This is a genomic window from Streptomyces sp. NPDC015144 (assembly GCF_043079735.1).
Classification (GTDB): domain Bacteria; phylum Actinomycetota; class Actinomycetes; order Streptomycetales; family Streptomycetaceae; genus Streptomyces.
Genome location: NZ_JBIBUU010000019.1, coordinates 59,410 through 76,149, shown reverse-complemented (window position 1 = coordinate 76,149; position 16,740 = coordinate 59,410). Strand labels below are relative to the sequence as shown.

Below are 16,740 nucleotides of genomic sequence, written 5' to 3'. Positions count from 1 at the left end.
GCGGGCCGGCTGGTAGGGGGAGCGGATCCATGGACGTGTACGAGGCCGTGGACAGTCGGCGGGCCGTCCGGGCGTTCAGTGACAAGCCGGTGCCGGTGGACGTGCTCCGGCGCGTGCTGGCCGCCGCGACGCGGGCGCCGTCGAGCGGGAACCTCCAGCCGTGGCACCTGTACGTCGTGACCGGCGAGCCCTTGGCCGAGCTGAAGCGCCGCGCGACGGCCAGGGCGGAGGCGGGGGACCCGGGGGACGACCGGGAGTACCCGATGTACCCGGCCGACATGGCCTCCCCGTACGCGGACCGGTTCGCCGCCGCTGCCGCCCAGCGGTACGCCGCACTGGGGATCGAGCGCGGCGACCCCGACCGCCCCCGGAAGATCGCCACCCTGAACGCGGGGGCGTTCGGTGCGCCGGTCGTGCTGTTCTGCTACCTCGACCGGGCGATGGGGTCCGCGCAGTGGTCGGACCTGGGGATGTACCTCCAGACGGTCATGCTGCTGCTGAGGGCGGAGGGGCTGCACAGCTGCCCGCAGATCATGTGGTCGATGTACCGGACGACCGTCGGTGAGGCGGTCGGGGCCGAAGACGGGCAGATGCTGTTCTGCGGGATCTCGGTCGGGTACGAGGACGAGAGCGTGCCCCCGCTGCGTACCGACCGGGCGGACCTGGCGGAGACGGTGCGCTTCATCGGGGGGTGAGCGGGCGGGGAAGCCGCGACGCGCAGCCGCTCAGCTGCGTTCTGCTGTGGCAGTTCCGGCGGCTTCGGCTCCTTCCTGGGCCCAAAGGGCATCACTGCTTGCTAACGTCGATTGGTCGCCAAGGAGGTACAGTGCCGTCTTCCGTTTCAGCTGCCGCCGCTTTCGACTTGCGGGTCGAGTCGGTAGACATCGTCCTCGATGAGGTTGAACGGATGCTGATGACTCGGCTGGACCGAGCCACCCTGGTACGTAAACGCCGGTCTCTCGGCGCAAGGACGGACCGCGACACCTGGGTGCGTGTTGAACGGCGCCGCTTCGAGAAGATCGGGAACCAGGGCTGGAACGGCACTGAATGTGCCGCACTGCTGGAAGGCGTCGCGATGCCGCGTTGGTGGCGCGGTGCGGCGTGGCGCCAGCGGGACGAGCCGGTGATGTGGCGCGCTGACGAGACCGACCTGCTCCCCGGTGCTCCGGTGGGCAACAGTGTCCTGGTGGCGGATCCACTCCTGCCGGAGGTGTGGTGGGAAGCGTTAAACCGCTCCCTGAGCGCGCTCTCGGCGCAGAGCACCAGCCGCGTGGCGACTTCCGACACTGTGCCGATCACACAGGGTGGGGTGGCGGCGGCGGTTCGCCGCTTCCTCCCGGTCGGCATCGACACCGAGGTACGTCAGTGGCAGCCGGCGCACGCCGATCTGAACTGGGCGAACATGTCCGGGCCGCAATTCTGTCTGTTCGACTGGGAGGACTGGGGACTGGCCCCGAAGGGACTCGACGCCGCGTCGCTGTGGGGCAACTCGCTTGCCGTTCCGGCTCTCGCCGAGCGCGTGCGCCACGAGAGGCGACACGACCTGGAGAGCCGGGACGGCAAGCTGATGACTCTGTTCGTCTGCGCGAAGATCCTCGCCCCGGATGCGCACCACGAGGATCCGCGCCTCGAGCCCGCCCGCCGGATGGCGGAGCAGGTCGCAGCGGACCTTCAGGCCCCCTGACGGTCAGCCCGCTCCTGGAGGAGCTGCCGGTACGCTCGGAGCCTGTCGGTATCAGGTTCGTACCGGAGTGCGTCGGCCAGCTCCTGGAGGTGGGTGGGGTCGTTTGTGCCAACGGCGAGTCTTCCCACCTCCGGGAGCAAGAAGGCCGTACGGAACGCGGCCTGGAGTGCGGAGACGGCGTTGTCCTCCTCCGAGACGAAGAAGCGGGGGTCCAGCTGTCCCCACACGGGGTCGTCCGCGTTGCCTCCGAAGGGGCTCATCCCCCAGATGTGGTCAGGTGCAATACGCCATCGAGCTGCAAGTGCCTCGGAGGCTTCGAGGACATCGATGCCGACGAGGAGACCCGCGCGAACCATGAGGGCGGCGGGCCTGGGCATGGTGGTGTCGACGAGGTCGGGTAGGGGGCGTGGGTCCCACGAGGAGATACCCCAAGCACCACACAGACCGACCTTTACGGCTGCTGCCAGGGTGGCGCATGCCTGGCCGAGGGCATCCTTTGCCACAGCGGCAGGAATGCGAAGAGAGCGTTCCGGGTTGTGCAGGAATACGAGGTCTGGCACTCGGCCCAGTTCGCGGTTGGTCTGTTCCAGTGCCGCCCGCAGCCGAACCGGGTCGAGGGAGTGCTCGGGTCGGCCGGTGCCGGGGAAGGTGCCGACCTTCGTGGAGAGCACGAAGTGGGGCAGCAGATCGCTGGCAACGTTTGCGAGAGTGGCGTGGGCTGTGAAACCTCGGTAGTTGAAGCTGGTGTCGATCGCGGTGATACCCATGTCCAGTGAGTCGATCAGGATCCGGCGTTCGTAACGAGACCGGTGTAGCCCGAGGACAATTCGGGGGTCAGGCTCGCGCACAGTTCCTCCCTCACCAGGATCTTCGCCAGGTCCTTCACCTCGGCTGCCATGGAATGGGTAGCGTCGTCCAGCCGTACGGGATGCCCGCTCAGGAGCGCACGGAGGGCAGGCAGGGCCTTGGCCGCGAAGGTGAGCTTCTTGCCTGCTGCCTCCACGACGACCGTCTTCCCGTCCTCCGTGATCGTCGGCGGAAAGGCGGTTACGCACACTGCTGCTTCCAAAGGGCCGAAGATGTCCAGGAAGGGGACGTGACGGCCGGGCGGGGCTTCTTCTCCGCGGCGCCGGAGGAAGACTGCCGGGTCGCGAGTGTCAATGAGCCGGGTGGCCGCAGTGGTCAGTCGACGCCGCTGGTCCTGCTGTTGGTCGGTGCTGCCCCAGCGGTCGAGGTCGTGTCGGAAGATTTCTTCCTGGCGGGACCAATCTGCCAGCCAGGTAAGCCAGCTCACGGCGGTGCGCTTGGCGAAACCGAATGTCACATGGGTGCTGTGTCCGCTGCCGATGCCTGCGCGTGTGGCCGCGTGCCAGTAGCCGCGCGGAATATGCATGACGTCGCCGGTCTCCATGGTGCCGGCCCAGACAATCTCTTCGCTGGGCGAGTTGTTTCGCTCGGCGTCCCGGTACATCGGTACCGGCCTTGAGCTGCCGCGTACCTCCCACTGTTTCTCGCCGGCGAGCTGCACGATGACGACGTCATGGTCGTCCCAGTGCAGGTCGAAGCCGGAGGCGTCATTTGTGGTCAGGTAGATGTTGGCCTGGACGTGCTCGCGCGACCACCACTGCAACCCTCGGCACGCCACCTCCATGGTGGGGTCGAAGACATTCGATTGATCAAGGACCAGCGTCGCCCCATCCCGTAAATGGTTGCCGATGCGGCGCATGTCCGCCATGGGCACGGCTTGGCCACGGGGTGTGACCTGTCGGTTTAGGTAGGTGTCGGGGTGCATCTCCTCGCCGCCCTTGAAGAACCGAAACTGCGGGTTGGACACGCTCCGCCGCATGACCAGGTCGAGCAGCCGCTGCGGCGTGAGGAGCCTGGTGACGACCTCGGGGGCGCAGATGCTTCCCCGGGCGAACTTTGTCCCCAGCGGTGCCGGGCCATCCCACCCCAGCGCCTCTTCGACCGCGTGGACCAGACGGTGTTCCATGGAACCGTTTCCCCTTTTCTCTTCGTGTCCGTGGATGGGACGTGAAACGCGGAGGGGCCCTCACGCAGCGGCCCCTCCGCCAGGGCATCGGCGGTGCTCACGCCACGTGGTTCAGCCCGTCACCGGTGGGCCAGGGGCCGTCGCCGGAGCTGCCCTGTCCCGGGTCGGAGGCGTTGCTGTCGTGCCGGTCATGGACGCTCGCGAGGGCTTCCACGGCCATGAGAAGGCCCTCCTCCACGGAGACCTTGGTGTCCTCCACTTGGTGCTCCTTCCTCTAGTGATCTCCCGCCGGGATGGCGGGACGCTTTTGGTGTGCGGCGGCGCTCGGTACCGAGAGAGGCTGCCTCGTGGCCGTGGGTTTTGGGCCACGGGGCGGAGTGGGCGTCGCTCTGGCGCAGCGATGCCGCCCCCGCTGGGCTCGGAGGATGCCCTCCATGTCTGTGCGTGGAGCGGGGCACGCTGAGAGCGTCGAAACTTCCGTTGCCGACGAGGGGGCGGTCTGCCAGCACTGTTCCTGGAGCTTCCGGGCGTGCCTTGTTGGAGCCCTGAGCGTGACCGAAGGAGCCGGGACCGCGTTACCGCGTATGCGGACGCTCCCGAGAACGTCCTGGGACGTTTTCAGTGCCTCGCGAAGCCCTCCAGAAGCGTGATCACACGTTCCGTGTCGGCCAGGTCCGGCAGCACCGTGGAAGCGCCGGCAGTAGCCAGTTCGTCGGCGCTGTTGATGCCCGACGCGACGGCGATGATCTCCGAGCCAGTGACGAGGGCAGCCTGGACGTCACGAGGGGTGTCACCAATCAGCACGACTGGGGTGTCCTCCCGCACGCCTCGCAGGCGCTGTGCCCGCTCGCGTGCGACCGCCACGAGGTCGGGCCGCTGCTCGGCATCGGCGCCGTAGGCTCCGACCGGGAGATCCAACAGCGGATCGAGGTCGAAGGCGGACAGTTTCACGCGAGCGTTGGCCGCGATATTGCCCGTCAGGACTGATGAGACCCAGCCGCGGCGCCCTGCCGCAGCCGTAAGTGCCGCGTGTGCACCGGGCAATGCAATACCCCGCTGGCACAGTTCTTCTTCACGCCCCACACCAGCACGGGCGAGAGCAGCCTCGACAACGGGCCACTCAGGCTCCGCCACCTCGTGCTGCTGGAACATGCCGCGCATGATCAGACGATCCGTCCGACCCTCCGTTCTCGCTGGTCCCGCCGGGGGGCGGCCCACGAGAGTCGAGTACGCAGCGGCATAAATCTCCTTGCTGACGCCGCCGTTCTCGATGAGCGTGTGGTCGATGTCCCACAGGACGATGAGCCGCATGGCGCCAGAGTAGGGATCTCCGACCGCCCCTGCACCGCAGGAACGTCCCAGAACATCCTTGCCTGATCGCTCACGCCTCCGATTGCATGACGCCTGTGAACGAGCGACTGCACTCCGTACTTGCCGAGCGCGGCGTCTCCCCCGAGTCGCTTGCCGCAGTTTGCGAAGTAGACCCCAAGACCGTCGGCCGATGGCTTGGCGGTCGTGTCCCCCACCCCCGTCACCGATTTCGGGCTGCCCAGCACCTGCGGGTGGAAGCATCCTTCCTCTGGCCCGCTCCACAGCCGCCCAGTAAGTTCATTCCCGCGCCAGGTAGCGAGCTGATCGGCACCTATGTGGATCGTGCCAGCGTCCCCCGGGATACGTGGCTGACTCTTCTCCAGGAGGCACGGGAGCAGATCGGAGTGTTGGTGTTCTCCGGCACCTTCTTCGCCCAATCCAATCCCCAGGTCACCCGGATGCTTGCGGCGCGTGCTGCCGAAGGCGTTCGCGTGCGCCTGTGCTTCGGAGACCCAGGTGGCCAGGCGGTCACCATCCGAGGCAACGAAGAAGGCATCGGCGACACCCTTGCTGCCAAGATCCGTGCATCTCTTACTTACTACCGTTCGCTACTCCCCGAGGTGGGCTGCGAAGTGCGGCTCCACGACACCACGCTCTACACATCCCTGTTCCGCTATGACGACCACATGCTGGTCAACCCACACGTGTGGGGCCGACCAGCCAGCGCCAATCCCCTCCTGCACCTCAAGAAAGCCGACGGCGCGGGGTGGTTCGACAGCTACGCTCAAAGCTTTGAAGCCATCTGGGCCGCCGCACGGCCCTGGATACCCGATCAAGAGGGGACCGCCGCACGTGGGCAGGACTGAGTACTACAACGACCCCGCCGCGCCAAAGGCGAACACTCTCATCCCCGCTAGCAATCTGCTTGTTGTCGACGATGATGGCGCCATCCTCCTCCAGCGCCGTCGCGACACCGGTCAATGGGCCCTGCCCGGCGGAGCTCAAGACATCGGTGAGACTGCCGCACAATGCGCAGTGCGTGAGTGCTTGGAGGAAACCGGCATTGTTGCCGAGATCACCGGCTTCCTCGGCGTCTACACCAACCCGAAGCACATCGTCGCCTACACAGACGGTGAGATCCGCCAGCAGTACGAGAACACCTACATCGGACGCCCCATTGGAGGGACGCCTACCATCAACGAGGAAGCCGACGGCGTCCGCTTCGTTCAGCCCGCAGACCTCGATCAGTACGACATCCACGCCAGTATGCGTCACCAGATCCGCGACTATCTCACCGGCGCGTACCCGCACCTCGGTTGAGCCGCCAGTGCCGCTTCCACTCGCGCCACCGTCGCGAAGATCTCCGGCGACGCCCGAAGGATGAAACGCCCCACAATGCTGTCCGCCCCGTAGCGACCTTCGATCTCCGCCACCCGCTCCCTGGCAGTGGTCGGATGCCCGTCAGGTGTCGTCGTCATGTCGCAGTGCACAAGCGCGTCCACGAGCAGAGACTGCTCCAACGAGGGGAACTCGTTCTCCAGCGTCCTTCTCAACCCGCGCTCCTCGGCCTCCAACAGTGCGAACGAATGGTTCGCAACCAACCGAACCAGCCGCTCGTCCGCGCCATGCTCGTCACGCAGGAACCGGGCCCCGTCGAGCGGATGGAAGCCTGTATCCATCATTCGTGGCGCGTAGCCCACGTCGTGCAGCACTGCTGCAGCAGACAACAACTCAGCGTCGTCCGCCAAGACAGTGCCCAGCTCAGAGGCGCGCGATGCTACTCCCTGGGAATGCGCCCACCGTCGGGGAAGTACCGTGCTGAGCTCCTTCTCGGCAATCTTCCTTGCCCACGCCAACGTAGTTTTCTCCACGGTCTGTTCGATGCCCAGCCAGGATGAGGCCACTCTCATGACAGGACTCCGAAACGCCCGCAGCCAGATACCGATGAGGGCCGAGCGGTGGCGCGTAGGTATGCCGGGGCCGACGAACAGTGCGTCGGCCCCGGGCCTGTGCACAGCCGTCGGTAGCGGCCGGTACATCGATGGGCGTGGACGGCAGGAGTGCAAAGGACCTGCACGAGAAGTCGGTGCTCGGCATTCTGGAAACCTTGGCCAATCACGGGAACCGTGCGTAGGCAGTCACCGCGCGGCGGTCGCCTGGGCCGAGGGCGGCTGGCCTCGGCGCGAGGTGTCACCCCCCGTCGTACCGTGTCGCGCTGAGTGACCGCCCCGTCCTGCTGAGGTGGCATCCGGAGGCGGAGGCCGCGTAAATCCGACATGGTGTAGGTGGGATCTGACCGTGTCCAGGCGGGACAGTCATGAAGCAACCAGAGATCGATTACCGGGCGGTGTTCCAGGCGCTTCCGGGGGCGGTGGCCCTCCTGACCCCGGAGCTGTACTTCGCGGACGTCAATGAGGAGTGGCTGCGCGTGATCAACCGCAGTCGTGGGGACGTCATCGGCCGCTACATGCCCGACGACTACGCCGACCGGCCGAACCATCCCAACGCGGCCGTGGCGCACAACATCGGGGTGTCTCTGCGCCGGGTCGTGCGGACCGGTCGGGCGGAGACCATGGAGCTCCAGCGGTTCGACCCGGAGGGCGAGGTCACCGCCACCGGGCGGCCCAGGGCGGTGGAGGAACGTTTCTGGAGCATGACCAACATCCCGGTCCCGGGGGAGGACGGGCGGGTCGCGCTGCTGCTGCACCGGGTGGCGGAGGTGACCGAGCTGATCCAGGCCCGCGCGGTCGCGCTCAGCCTCCAGGAGGCGATGCTGCCCGCCCCGCACACGGTCCGACGCCACCCGGTGGCCGTGCGCTACCGGCCCGCCGTGCGGGCGCTGGAGGTGGGCGGCGACTGGTACGACCTGGTGGAGCTGCCCGGCGACCGGCTCGGGGTCGCCGTGGGCGACGTGGTCGGTCACGGACTGTCGGCGGCCACCGTCATGGGGCAGTTGCGCAGCGCCCTCAGCGCCGCCTCCCGCTCCTGCGGCGGCCCGGCCTGTGCCCTGGAGATCCTGGAGCTGTACGCCGACTCCGTCGTGGGGGCCGAGAACACGACGGTGGCCAGCGCGGTCGTCGACTGGGACGCCCGCCGCATCACGTACAGCGTCGCCGGTCATCTGCCGCCGGCGCTGCTGCGGGGCGACGGCACCGTGGAGTTCCTGGACCGGGCCACCGATCCGCCGCTCGGCGCCCGCTGCGACCCGGGGCCCTGGCCGCAGGCGGCGGTGCCCTTCACCGAGGGCGCCTTCCTCGTGCTGTACACCGACGGCCTGGTCGAGCGCCGGAACGAGGACATCGACACCGGCCTCGCCCGGCTCGCCGCCGCCCTGACCCGCCACCACGGGGCCGGGGGCGGCGGCGGGGCCGAGGCGCTGGCCGACGTCCTGCTGGCGGAGCTGCTGCCGGGGGCGGGCGCCGACGACGACACGGCCCTCGTCATCGTCGCCTTGTAGCCGATCGCCCGCGCCCCGGAACGCGGTCTACTCGGGCGCCTCGATCGTCACCGGCTTGCCCAGGTCGTAGAAGTGCTGGGTGGACGTGCTCATCACGCCGCCCGCCTGGGACTCGGCCTGCCCGCCGTAGGGCGTGAAGTCGTCCCCGAACCAGAGGATGTGCTCCCGTACGGCCGCGCCCATGAACGTGTACGGCTTCTTGTTCACGATCCGCCAGGCCGTGACGTCCTCCCCGTTCTCCAGGGAGAGTACGGGCCGCTCCTGCTCGACGGTCCACTCCGGCGCCGACGCGATCATCTGGGCCGTCATCTGCGGATCGGCGAGCGCGCGGTAGAGCTTCCCCGTGGCGGCCACGATCTGCTCCTGCGGGTCACTGCTGTTCTTGTCCCCCTTGACCCACTTGCCGAGCCCCGGCGTCTTGATCCACTCCTCCTCGCCCTTGAAGACGTACGACTTCTCCCCCTCCGGCCCCGTCATCGACCCGGCCAGCGCGGACTCGTCCCCGAAGAGGAACCGCGACGTCCCCGACTCGTCCCCCGACTGCACGGCCTCCGTCCCCGATCCGTACGCCTTCAGGGCGGCCACCAGACACTTCGACAGGGCCGAACCGGCCAGCGTCGTACCGCCCTTGAGCTGGAGGCCGTCGCACTCGGACGGGGTGGCGAAGGCCGGTGCCGACGCCTTCGGGCTCTCGCTCCCGCCCCCGGGCTGGTCGGACGACGATTCCGAACGCGCCGGCTTGGCCGACCCGTCCGACGAGGAGCAGCCGGCCAGGAGGCCGACGGCGAGGAGGGTTCCTATGCACACGGAGGGGCGCAGACGTACAGGTCTCATGTTGTTCGAACTCCACTGGTCACGGACGGCCCGCGACCGCGGACCGTCTTATGGGCTCTCGCAAGTGAATCCACAGCCCCGCACCACCGGTCGTGAAGGTGTTCGCCTCACGGGCCACGGGTGCGGGCCCTCGGATCCTACCGACCGGGTCAGACAGCCCATTTCGCCCGCAGAACCGGCCCTGGCGGCCGGTGATCCGTCAGAATCGGCACATGTTGAGAGTCGGTTCGGTTGTGCTGGGTGTTTCGGATGTGCGGCGTGCGGTGGCGTTCTGGACGGAGGCCCTGCGGTACGTCCCGCGCGAGGAGGTGACGGACGACTGGGTGGTGCTGGTCCCGGCGGACGGGCCCGGGGTGCAGGTGGCACTCGGGCTCAGCGAGTCACCGGCCCAGGAACACCCGCGCGTCCACCTGGACCTGTACGCCGCGGACGCGGCCGACCAGGCCGCCGAGGTCGAGCGGCTGGTCTCCCTGGGCGCCCGGCACGTCGACTGGGACCTGTACCCGGACGACCCGGACTTCGTCGTACTCGCCGACCCCGACGGCAACCGGTTCTGCGTCATTGATACGTCGCGTAACTGAGGCTCTGACGGGGGACGTTGGGCGGAAGTCAGCGGTCAGCTCAGCGCTCCAGGGCCTTCTTGACCTCGGAGGGCGGCGGGTTGGTCAGGGTCGACCGTTCGCCGTTCGTGCCGAGGACGACGACCGTGGGGACGGTCTCGTTGCCGTTGTTGGCGGCCCGTACCGCGGCGGCGCCGGCCGGGTCGTGCCAGATGTTGACCCAGTGCATGCGGTGGGCGCTGCGGCCGAGCCGGAGGCGCAGGCGCATGCAGTACGTGCAGCCCGGGCGCCAGAAGACGATCGGGCGGCCGTCTGCCTCGGCGCGGCGTTCCGCCTCCTGCGCGCCGATCGATCCGGGGAAGATCAGCGGCGAGTTCATGGCCGCGAGCGCCAGGAAGAACAGCAGGACCACGGCGGCCGTGACGGGGCTCCCCTTGGACGCGGGCCCGGCCGCGGCGAGCGCGCCGCAGAGGGCGAGGAGGGTCGGCAGGGTCCATACGCGCATCATGGTGCCGCAGGTTATCGGCGGGCCGGGACGGGCCTGGAGGCGGGAGGCCGGACGTGGGTGTGCGGGGCGAGGCGGCGGAGGCCGGTGGGCGGTTCGTGCTGCGGCGGTTCAACGGGGACGAGGCGTACGGCCTCGCCGAGGCCACGGTGTGCGTGATCCGTTCGTACGACGGGGGCGGGGACGGGGACGGAAACGGGGATGCGGGCGGGTACGGAGGCGGGGGCGACGGCGTGACCGTGTGGTTCGAGGCGCTGGCGGCTTCGGAGGGCGCCCGGCGCTGCGCCGACACGGCGGAGGCGGGCATGGTGCCGTCCGCCGAGGTGGGCGTCGGGATGACGGAGGCCGAGGCGGACATCGACCGGCTGGTCGGGCGTACGTTCCTCATGCCCGGCGTGCCCGAGGGCGAGGATTCCGCGTTGTCCCTCCTCTACTACTTCGAGCACGAGCCGCTGCGCGACAACCGGATCACCGTGGTCGCGCGCGACGGCGACCGCCTGCGGCTGCGCTGGACGGCGGAGTGCGACGACGTGAACTTCTACGACGGGAGCAAGCCTCCGACCCGGATCGAGATCGAGGGCGTCTTCCTCTACCGGGACTCCCGGGACCCGGCCGCCCCTACCAGGTCGCGGGAAGGTGCAGAGGGCTCCGGGTGAGGGCGCTGCCGCGCCATTCGACGGCGTCGACCGGCACGGTCAGGCGCAGGGCGGGCAGCCGGGCGGCCAGTCGGTGCAGGGCGAGGCGGACTTCCGCGCGGGCCAGGGAGGCGCCCAGGCAGTAGTGGTGTCCGCCGCCGAAGGCGAGGGTGGGGTGCTCCAACGGGGCGAACAGGTCGGCGAAGGGGTCGCCGGGGAAGGCCGCGGGGTCCCGGTTGGCCGCGCCGCGGTCGAGGGTGACGAGGTCCCCGGCCCGTAGGGCTGCTCCGGCGATCTCCAGGTCCTTGGTGGCGCGCAGCGGGTTGGTGTGTTTACCGGGGTCGTTGAGCGGGAGCAGGTGGATCAGGCGCTCGGTCAGCCGGTCCGCGGCCGCCTCGTCGGAGCCCAGGCGGGCCCAGTCCTGCCGCCGTTCGCCCAGGAGGCAGAGCAGGCTGTTGCCCAGCATGGTCATGGTGGTGTCGTAGCCGGCCACGACGAGGGTGGTCACGAGGTTGGCGAGGTGCGTCTCGGGGATGTCGCCCTCGCGGTCGGCGGCCTGCACGAGGGTGCTGATCAGGTCCGGCCCGGGGATGCGGCGGCGGTCGGCCATGAGTCGGGTGGTGAACTCGGTGAACTCCCGGGCGGCCTGCGCCGTTTCGTCCTCCGTCACGGAGGCGTCGGGGAAGGCGCGTTCGGTCCAGTGCAGCAGCCGGGTGTCGTCCAGGTCGTGGATTCCCAGCAGCTTGTTCATGACGGCGATGGGGAGGGGCCGGGTGTAGTGGTCGACGAGGTCGACGGGCGGGCCGTGGCGGACGAGGTCCTCGACCAACCGGTCGGCGATCCCGGCGATGGCCGGTGCGAGGTGGTCGACCGCGCGAGGGGTGAAGACCCCCTTGGCGGCGTGGCGCAGTCGGGTGTGCGGGGAGCCGTCCTGCTTGGCCATGGCGTCGGTGGTGTCGGAGAGGGGCGAGGCGGCCGCGGCGGGCAGCACGGGACGGACGAACCGGTCGTCGGCCAGTACCGCGCGGACGTCGTCGTACCGGGTGAAGTGCCAGGCGGGGCTGGAGTCGGGCAGGGTCGTGCGCCGGGGCGGGCCGGGGGTGTCGAACGGCAGCCGGTGCAGGGGAAGGGGCTTCTCGTCGGCGGTCATGATCCTCCTCGACAGGTGGTGGCGCGTGACGCCGGGGCGGCGGCGTTCCGGTTCCCCCGCTGCGGACGGGGGCGGCGGGCGTCGGGCCGTGCGGCCGGGCGGGACGGCTACGGGCGGGGGCGGCGGGGGCCGGGGGACGGGTCGGAGGCGGCGCGGGAGGGAGACGCCGGGCCCGCGCCCGCGCACCAGCACCACCGCACCGGCTTGGACATAGAGTGCTGAGGTCGTTACTGTACGTGCCGTGCATGTGGTTATCGCTGGTGGTCATGGCCGGGTCGCTCGCGCCGCAACCCGTCTGCTCGCGGCTCGGGGGTGGCGGGTCACCGGGCTCATCCGCCGTCCGGAGCAGGCCGACGACGTTCGTGCCGCCGGAGCGGCCCCGGTGCTCCTGGATCTGGCCACGGCGCCGGCGGAGGCGTTCGCGGAGCGGATTGAGGGCGCGGACGCGGTGCTCTACGCGGCCGGTGCGGGGCTGGGGGACGCGCCCGGCCGGGCGAACCCCGTCGATCGTGACGCCGCCCTGGCCCTCGCGGACGCCGCACAGTCGGTCGGCGTCAGGCGCTACGTCATGCTCTCGTCCATGGGGGCCGCCCGGGACGCCCGGTACCCGCAGAACCCGCTCGTCGAGACCTATCTCAGGGCCAAGGGCGAGGCGGACGACGACCTGCTCTCCCGGCCCTTCCTGCACTGCACCGTGCTGCGGCCCGCGTGGTTCCGCGACAGCCCGGCCACCGGCCTCGTCCAGCTCGCCGAGTCCACCGGGGTCGGCGAGGTGAGCCGGGCCGACGCGGCCGCCGTCCTCGCGGCCCTGCTCGCCGCCCCCGACACCGCGGGACTGACGCTGGAGCTCATCTCCGGCCGTACGCCCGTGGACGAGGCCGTCGCCGCCGTCGCCCGCCAGGCGGATCCCGCGTGATCATCCGGCGTGCCTGATCATCCCGCGTACCTGATCGCCCCCACGCCTGACTGCCCCCGCGCCTGGCTGTCCCGTGCGTCCGACCGCTGACGGCCCCGCGCGTCCGGCCGTCCCCGTGTTCTCGACCGTCCCCCGCGTCCGGCGGGGCCCTCGCCGTGGCGCCGGCCGCTCCCGGGCCCGACCTCCGGGGGCGCCCGCCGCCCGCCACGCCGCTGATCGGCCCGACGCACCTTGACCCGCCTCGGCGTCCCGCGTCTGAAGGCGGGCCGCGTGTCCTCGGCCCGGCGCGACCGGGCTTCCCCGTCCCACCCCTTGTCTGATGCAGCGTCAGGTACGACGATGGCCCCGCGCCCCGTCATGTGACGGTGTGTCAGATTCGCTCGGGAGGAGGCCGTACGGTGCCGATATCGACCGCCGGGCCGCTGTCGTACGGGATGCAGCTGCCGATCCAGTCGCAGAGCACCATCTACGCCGAGGGGTGGGAGGCGGCGGCCACAGTGGCCGATCTCGTCGAGATCGCCCGGACCGCCGACCGTACCGGCTTCGCCTATCTGGCGAGCTGCGACCACGTCGCGATCCCCCGGCGGCTCGCCGGGGTGATGGGCACCGTTTGGTACGACCCGGTCGCCACGCTCGCCTTCCTCGCCGGGGTCACCGAGCGGGTGCTGCTGATGAGCCACGTCGCGGTGGTCGGGCTGCGGCATCCGCTGGCCACCGCGAAGCAGTACGCCACCCTCGACCACCTCAGCGGCGGCCGGCTGGTCCTCGGGGTCGGGGCCGGGCACGTGAAGGAGGAGTTCGAGGTGCTCGGGGCGGACTTCGAGGGGCGGGGCCGGGTGCTCGACGAGGCGGTCGACGCGCTGAAGGCGGCGCTCGGGCCCGAGGAGTACCCGGAGTTCGCGGGGGAGCGGTTCGCCTTCTCCGGGCTCGGCCAGTTGCCGCGTCCGGCGCAGGGGCGGGTGCCGGTCTGGGTGGGCGGTTCCTCGCCGGCCGCCGTGCGCCGGGCGGCCGTACGGGGCGACGGCTGGCTGCCGCAGGGCGACCCGAGGGAGAAGCTGCCCGCCCAGATCGCCCGGTTGAAGGAGCTGCGCGAGGCCGCCGGGGTCGAGGAGCCGATCGTCGTCGGCGCGATCACCGAGCCGCTGTACGTCGGTGAGCCGGGCTGGTCCGTCGGACGGCGCACCCTCACCGGCGAGCCGGAGGCCCTCGCCGAGTCGCTGCGCGCGTACGCCGCGATGGGCGTCCACCAGATCCAGGTGCGGTTCCGCAGCCGGAGCAGTGCCGAACTCACCGACCAGATGGCGGCGTTCGCCGCCGAGGTGGCACCCCACCTCGACAAGTAGGCGAGCGGCGACCCGGCGAGCGGCCGCGACCCGGCCCGGCTCGTCGCGTCGTCGCGCTTCATCCCGACACATGGACGCACTCCGTCCCGACGAGGAGTCGCACCCCCATTTTCGACAAGCAGGAGGGCCGGTCATGGGCAAGCTGGACGGGCGGACCGTGGTCATCAGCGGCGCGGCGCGCGGGCAGGGCGAGCAGGAGGCGCGGCTGTTCGCCGCCGAGGGGGCCAGGGTGGTGATCGCCGACGTGCTCGACGAGCAGGGCGAGGCGCTGGCCGAGGAGCTGCGGGGCGAGCTGGGCAAGGACGCAGCCCGCTTCGTCCACCTGGACGTGAGCCGGGAGGAGGACTGGCAGTCCGCGGTGGCCGTCGCGAAGGACGCGTACGGGAGGATCGACGGACTGGTCAACAACGCGGGCATCCTGCGCTTCAACGAACTGGTGGACACGCCGCTGGCGGAGTTCCAGCAGGTGGTGCAGGTCAACCAGGTGGGAGCGTTCCTCGGGATCCGGAACGTGGCGCCCGAGATCGCGGCAGCCGGCGGCGGGACCATCGTCAACACCGCCTCGTACACCGGGCTGACCGGCATGGCCTACGTGGGTGCGTACGCCGCCACCAAGCACGCCGTGCTCGGGCTGACCCGGGTGGCGGCGATGGAGCTGGCGCCGAAGGGGATCCGGGTCAACGCCGTCTGCCCCGGGGCGGTGGACACCGCGATGACCAACCCGGCGGCGCTGGACCCGTCCGCCGACCCGGAGGCGTCGAAGGAGGCGGTGGCCGAGCTGTACCGCAAGCTCGTGCCGCTGGGCCGGATCGGGCGGCCGGAGGAGGTGGCGACCCTGGCGCTCTTCCTGACCTCGGAGGACTCCTCGTACATCACCGGACAGCCCTTCGTCATCGACGGCGGCTGGCTGGCGGGGGTCAGCCTGTTCTGACCGCCCGGCAGCCTATCTGACGCAGTGTCAGGTATTGACGGGTACGGGTGCCGGTGGAACAGTCGGACGCATCACGATCTGACGGAGCGTCAGAAACGATTGAGGACGGTGAACTCCCTTGGAATTCGGACTCTTTGTACAGGGGTACGTGCCTGCCGCGCGGGCCAGGGTCGACCCGGAGGCGGAGCACAAGGCGCTGATCGAGGAGACCGAGTACGTCATCCAGGCGGACAAGTCCGGCTTCAAGTACGCCTGGGCCTCCGAGCACCACTTCCTGGAGGAGTACTCGCACATCTCGGCCAACGACGTGTACCTGGGCTACCTCGCCCACGCCACCGACCGCATCCACCTCGGCTCGGGCATCTTCAACCCGCTCGCCCCGGTCAACCACCCGGTGAAGGTGGCCGAGAAGGTCGCCATGCTCGACCACCTCTCCGAGGGCCGCTTCGAGTTCGGCTCCGGGCGCGGGGCCGGGAGCCACGAGATCCTCGGGTTCATGCCGGGCATCACCGACATGAACCACACGAAGGAGCTCTGGGAGGAGACCATCGCCGAGTTCCCGAAGATGTGGCTCCAGGACGAGTACGTGGGCTTCCAGGGCAAGCACTGGTCGCTGCCCCCGCGCAAGATCCTGCCCAAGCCGTACGGGAAGTCGCACCCGGCGATGTGGTACGCGGCCGGCTCGCCGTCCTCGTACGCGATGGCGGGGAAGAAGGGGCTCGGCGTGCTGGGCTTCAGCGTGCAGAAGGTCTCCGACATGGAGTGGGTCGTCGAGTCCTACAAGAACGCGGTGAAGGACGCCGAACCCGTCGGGGGCTTCGTCAACGACAACGTCATGGTCACCTCCACGGCGATCTGCGCCGAGACGCACGCCAAGGCCGTCGAGATCGCGGTGGGCGGCGGCCTCAACTATCTCCAGTCGCTGCTCTTCCGCTACCACGACACCTTCCCCCGCCCCGAGGGCATTCCCGAGTGGCCCGAACTGCTCCCGGAGTACACCGAGGAGATCATCGAGCTGCTGATCGCCGAGGAGCTGATGATCTGCGGCGACCCGGACGAGGTGCTGCGCCAGTGCAAGCGGTGGGAGCAGGCGGGCGCCGACCAGCTGAGCTTCGGGATGCCGATCGGGATCGGCCGGGAGGACACCCTCAACTCGATCCGGCTGATCGGTGAGCACGTCATCCCGAAGATCGACACGGACCCGGTGCACCGCACGACCCGGTTCCGCAACGCGGCGTAACCGTAGGCGGCTGCCGCGCCCGCCCGGGACCACGCACGGCCCGGCCGCGCGGCAGTCGTACGGCAGCCGTACGTCCATGACCAGCGGCGTCTTCCCGGACCGCCGCTCCGTGGGGCCGGGGTGCGCACCGCGGCCGTGCGCACCCCGGCCGCAACACCCCCGCCGCGCCACACGCGTTCCG

At 70.0% G+C, this 16,740-nt stretch carries 19 protein-coding genes; 11 read left to right on the top strand and 8 right to left on the bottom strand.

Annotated elements, in window-relative coordinates:
• Positions 1–29 precede the first annotated feature (29 nt).
• Both ACF08W_RS27600 and ACF08W_RS27595 read left to right on the top strand, forming a co-directional pair.
• Positions 30–695: a nitroreductase gene (locus ACF08W_RS27600; protein ID WP_392280864.1), complete on the top strand. Its 666-nt coding sequence runs from the start codon at positions 30–32 to the stop codon at positions 693–695.
• Between the two features lie 131 nt (positions 696–826).
• Positions 827–1,684 carry a hypothetical protein gene (locus tag ACF08W_RS27595; RefSeq protein ID WP_392280863.1) on the top strand — a complete coding sequence of 286 codons (858 nt, stop codon included), beginning with the start codon at positions 827–829 and terminating at the stop codon, positions 1,682–1,684.
• Here ACF08W_RS27595 and ACF08W_RS27590 read toward each other — a convergent pair.
• The 4 genes from ACF08W_RS27590 to ACF08W_RS27575 all read right to left on the bottom strand — a co-directional run bounded on the left by ACF08W_RS27590 (position 1,672) and on the right by ACF08W_RS27575 (position 4,988).
• Entirely contained in the window at positions 1,672–2,451 is a 780-nt protein-coding gene (locus ACF08W_RS27590) for an aldo/keto reductase (protein ID WP_392280862.1), read from the bottom strand. The genes ACF08W_RS27595 and ACF08W_RS27590 overlap by 13 nt on opposite strands.
• A gap of 14 nt (positions 2,452–2,465) precedes the next feature.
• A complete protein-coding gene (locus ACF08W_RS27585; protein ID WP_392280861.1) occupies positions 2,466–3,677 on the bottom strand; it encodes a JmjC domain-containing protein in 1,212 nt (403 codons plus the stop codon).
• Positions 3,678–3,774: 97 nt separating this feature from the next.
• The gene (locus ACF08W_RS27580) at positions 3,775–3,936 is read right to left on the bottom strand and encodes a hypothetical protein (protein WP_392280860.1); all 162 of its coding nucleotides are present in this window, start codon (positions 3,934–3,936) and stop codon (positions 3,775–3,777) included.
• Positions 3,937–4,295: 359 nt separating this feature from the next.
• The gene (locus tag ACF08W_RS27575) at positions 4,296–4,988 is read right to left on the bottom strand and encodes a haloacid dehalogenase-like hydrolase (RefSeq protein ID WP_392280859.1); all 693 of its coding nucleotides are present in this window, start codon (positions 4,986–4,988) and stop codon (positions 4,296–4,298) included.
• Positions 4,989–5,083: 95 nt separating this feature from the next.
• Between ACF08W_RS27575 and ACF08W_RS27570 the strand changes: the two genes are divergently transcribed.
• Positions 5,084–5,854, top strand: coding sequence for an XRE family transcriptional regulator (locus ACF08W_RS27570; RefSeq protein ID WP_392280858.1), 771 nt, complete (start codon positions 5,084–5,086; stop codon positions 5,852–5,854).
• On the top strand, positions 5,841–6,308 hold the full coding sequence (locus ACF08W_RS27565; RefSeq protein WP_392280857.1) for an NUDIX hydrolase: 468 nt from the start codon (positions 5,841–5,843) through the stop codon (positions 6,306–6,308). Before ACF08W_RS27570 ends, ACF08W_RS27565 begins: the two co-directional genes overlap by 14 nt.
• Here ACF08W_RS27565 and ACF08W_RS27560 read toward each other — a convergent pair.
• Positions 6,275–6,898, bottom strand: a complete 624-nt coding sequence (locus tag ACF08W_RS27560; RefSeq protein ID WP_392280856.1) for an HD domain-containing protein — start codon at positions 6,896–6,898, stop codon at positions 6,275–6,277. The two genes, ACF08W_RS27565 and ACF08W_RS27560, sit on opposite strands and share 34 nt — an antisense overlap.
• A 407-nt stretch (positions 6,899–7,305) precedes the next feature.
• Here ACF08W_RS27560 and ACF08W_RS27555 point away from each other — a divergent pair, with 407 nt between their 5' ends.
• The gene (locus tag ACF08W_RS27555; protein ID WP_392280855.1) at positions 7,306–8,445 is read left to right on the top strand and encodes a PP2C family protein-serine/threonine phosphatase; all 1,140 of its coding nucleotides are present in this window, start codon (positions 7,306–7,308) and stop codon (positions 8,443–8,445) included.
• A gap of 27 nt (positions 8,446–8,472) precedes the next feature.
• Here ACF08W_RS27555 and ACF08W_RS27550 read toward each other — a convergent pair whose 3' ends face one another.
• Positions 8,473–9,279, bottom strand: a complete 807-nt coding sequence (locus ACF08W_RS27550; RefSeq protein ID WP_392280854.1) for a hypothetical protein — start codon at positions 9,277–9,279, stop codon at positions 8,473–8,475.
• Between the two features lie 212 nt (positions 9,280–9,491).
• Between ACF08W_RS27550 and ACF08W_RS27545 the strand changes: the two genes are divergently transcribed.
• Entirely contained in the window at positions 9,492–9,860 is a 369-nt protein-coding gene (locus ACF08W_RS27545; RefSeq protein WP_392280853.1) for a VOC family protein, read from the top strand.
• A 40-nt stretch (positions 9,861–9,900) separates the two neighbouring features.
• Here ACF08W_RS27545 and ACF08W_RS27540 read toward each other — a convergent pair whose 3' ends face one another.
• Positions 9,901–10,347: a glutaredoxin domain-containing protein gene (locus tag ACF08W_RS27540; protein ID WP_392280852.1), complete on the bottom strand. Its 447-nt coding sequence runs from the start codon at positions 10,345–10,347 to the stop codon at positions 9,901–9,903.
• A 53-nt stretch (positions 10,348–10,400) separates the two neighbouring features.
• Between ACF08W_RS27540 and ACF08W_RS27535 the strand changes: the two genes are divergently transcribed.
• Positions 10,401–11,000 carry a hypothetical protein gene (locus tag ACF08W_RS27535; RefSeq protein WP_392280851.1) on the top strand — a complete coding sequence of 200 codons (600 nt, stop codon included), beginning with the start codon at positions 10,401–10,403 and terminating at the stop codon, positions 10,998–11,000.
• Here the strand turns inward: ACF08W_RS27535 and ACF08W_RS27530 are convergent.
• Positions 10,963–12,129: a cytochrome P450 gene (locus tag ACF08W_RS27530; protein WP_392280850.1), complete on the bottom strand. Its 1,167-nt coding sequence runs from the start codon at positions 12,127–12,129 to the stop codon at positions 10,963–10,965. The genes ACF08W_RS27535 and ACF08W_RS27530 overlap by 38 nt on opposite strands.
• A gap of 241 nt (positions 12,130–12,370) precedes the next feature.
• Between ACF08W_RS27530 and ACF08W_RS27525 the strand changes: the two genes are divergently transcribed.
• The 4 genes from ACF08W_RS27525 to ACF08W_RS27510 all read left to right on the top strand — a co-directional run bounded on the left by ACF08W_RS27525 (position 12,371) and on the right by ACF08W_RS27510 (position 16,559).
• Positions 12,371–13,045: an NAD(P)H-binding protein gene (locus ACF08W_RS27525; RefSeq protein WP_392280849.1), complete on the top strand. Its 675-nt coding sequence runs from the start codon at positions 12,371–12,373 to the stop codon at positions 13,043–13,045.
• A 398-nt stretch (positions 13,046–13,443) separates the two neighbouring features.
• Positions 13,444–14,388, top strand: coding sequence for an LLM class F420-dependent oxidoreductase (locus ACF08W_RS27520; protein ID WP_392280848.1), 945 nt, complete (start codon positions 13,444–13,446; stop codon positions 14,386–14,388).
• Positions 14,389–14,521: 133 nt separating this feature from the next.
• Positions 14,522–15,319, top strand: a complete 798-nt coding sequence (locus ACF08W_RS27515; protein ID WP_352278596.1) for an SDR family NAD(P)-dependent oxidoreductase — start codon at positions 14,522–14,524, stop codon at positions 15,317–15,319.
• Between the two features lie 118 nt (positions 15,320–15,437).
• Positions 15,438–16,559, top strand: a complete 1,122-nt coding sequence (locus ACF08W_RS27510; protein ID WP_352278597.1) for an LLM class flavin-dependent oxidoreductase — start codon at positions 15,438–15,440, stop codon at positions 16,557–16,559.
• Positions 16,560–16,740: the final 181 nt, after the last annotated feature.